This is a genomic window from Roseateles sp. P5_E11 (assembly GCF_054049355.1).
The window spans coordinates 1-1,819 of the sequence record NZ_JBFUMO010000847.1 but is presented as its reverse complement, the minus strand read 5'-3'; the positions used below and the strand labels follow the sequence as shown (position 1 = coordinate 1,819).

Below are 1,819 nucleotides of genomic sequence, written 5' to 3'. Positions count from 1 at the left end.
CGGCATCACCGCTGAGACCTTCGGCAATTCCATACTCGCCCAGTTCTCGATCAAGGCCCGCCATGTACGCCGGCCGTTCGTCGACTCGGCCGAGAAGGCGCACGCCGTCGTCGCTGAGATCAATGAAGTCGCCGTGCGCGAGGCCCAGCGGCCCATCGTCTTCGCGACGCTGGTGGACCGCGACGTGCTCAAGATCGTGCGCGAGCATTGCCAGGGCCGCGTCATGGACATGTTCGGCACCTTCATCGAGCCGCTGGAAGACGAGTTCGGCATCAAGAGCAACCACCGCGTGGGTCGCTTCTCAGACGTGGCCGAAAGCAAGGAATACCACGACCGCATCGAGGCCATCAACTTCTCGCTGGCCCACGACGACGGCCAGTCGGCGCGCAACCTCGACGTGGCCGACGTCATCCTCGTCGGCGTGTCGCGCTCGGGCAAGACGCCGACTTCGCTGTACCTGGCCATGCAGCATGGCATCAAGGCCGCCAACTACCCGCTGATCCCCGAGGACTTCGAGCGCCGCAAGCTGCCCGCACCGCTGCTGCCGCACAAGCGCAAGTGCTTCGGCCTGACCATCGACCCCGAGCGCCTCTCGTCCATCCGCAACGAGCGCCGTCCCGGCAGCAAATATGCCGACGTACTGAACTGCCGCTACGAGGTCAACGAGGCCGAGGCCATGATGAAACGCGACGGCATCTCCTGGCTGTCGTCCACGCACAAGTCCATCGAAGAGATCGCGACGACCATCCTGCGCGACATCCGCCCGGACAGGCTGATGTACTGATGCCGCTCCACGCGCTCGCACTGGTCCTCACCGCCGCCCTTCTCCACGCTGTCTGGAACCTCGCCGCCAAGAAGTGGGGCGGGGGCACGCATTTCGTCTTCAGCTGTGCGCTCGGTGTGGTGGTGCTTTGGCTGCCTGCTGTGCTCTGGGTCGGCCTGGATGAGCTGCCGCACTGGTCACTGCTGGCCTGGGGCTTTGTCGCCGCCAGCGCCGTGGTCCACCTGGGCTACTTCAACTGCCTTATCGCCGGCTACCGGGCCAGCGACCTGACCGTCGTCTACCCGGTCGCGCGCGGCAGCGGGCCGTTCCTGTCGGCGCTGGCGGCCGTCGTGTTGCTGGGTGAGCACCTGGGCGTCTATGGCGCGCTGGGCCTGGCCGGCGTCGTCGGCGGCATCCTGCTGATCACCATGGGGCCGCGCCTGATCGGCCGCGGTGTGAACCACGATGCCGAGGCAGCCATGCGCCGCCGCCGCGGCGTCTATTGGGGCGCCGCCACCGGCACGCTGATCGCCGGCTACACGGTGCTGGACGGTTATGCCGTCAAGGTGCTGGCCGTGTCGCCGCTGATGCTGGACTACTTCGGCAATGTGCTGCGCGTGCCGCTGCAACTGCCGACGCTGCTGCGCAACCCGCAGAGCTTCTGGCCGGAGCTGCGCCGCTCATGGCGCGGCGTGCTTGCCGTCGCAGGCCTGGGGCCGCTGGCCTACATCCTGGTGCTGATGGCCATGCGCGAGGCGCCGCTGTCACGCGTAGCGCCAGCGCGCGAGGTGTCTATGCTGTTTGCGGCACTGCTGGGCGGGCAGTTGTTGGGCGAAGGCGAACGAGGCTGGCGTATCGCCGGCGCCGCGCTGATTGGGGTTGGAGTCATCGCGCTGGCCATTTGACGGTAGGAATGGCTGCATCGTGACACGCCGCGTCATGGCACCTCGCGACCACGTCAAACCTCTGCCAGTTGAGGCGCGCAAGGATAGGACGGGTGCGCCTCGACCTCGGGCCTGAAAGCGTCGTCAGGCGGAAGCGGGCGCCAGATGTTCA

Annotated in this window: 2 protein-coding genes; both read left to right on the top strand. The window is 67.1% G+C overall.

Annotated features, from left to right (window positions below; all coding sequences use genetic code 11):
- The coding region (ppsR, locus tag ACXJKR_RS31320; protein WP_457326176.1) for a posphoenolpyruvate synthetase regulatory kinase/phosphorylase PpsR at nucleotides 1–784 on the top strand (784 nt) is incomplete at its 5' end.
- A complete protein-coding gene (locus ACXJKR_RS31315; RefSeq protein WP_457326175.1) occupies nucleotides 784–1,668 on the top strand; it encodes an EamA family transporter in 885 nt (294 codons plus the stop codon). The genes ppsR and ACXJKR_RS31315, both read left to right, overlap by 1 nt.
- The last annotated feature ends 151 nt before the right edge of the window (nucleotides 1,669–1,819 follow it).

Coding starts and splice junctions, on each gene's coding strand:
- ACXJKR_RS31315 (WP_457326175.1), top strand. CDS start 784: ATGCCGCTCCACGCGCTCGCACTGGTCCTCACCGCCGCCCTTCTCCAC.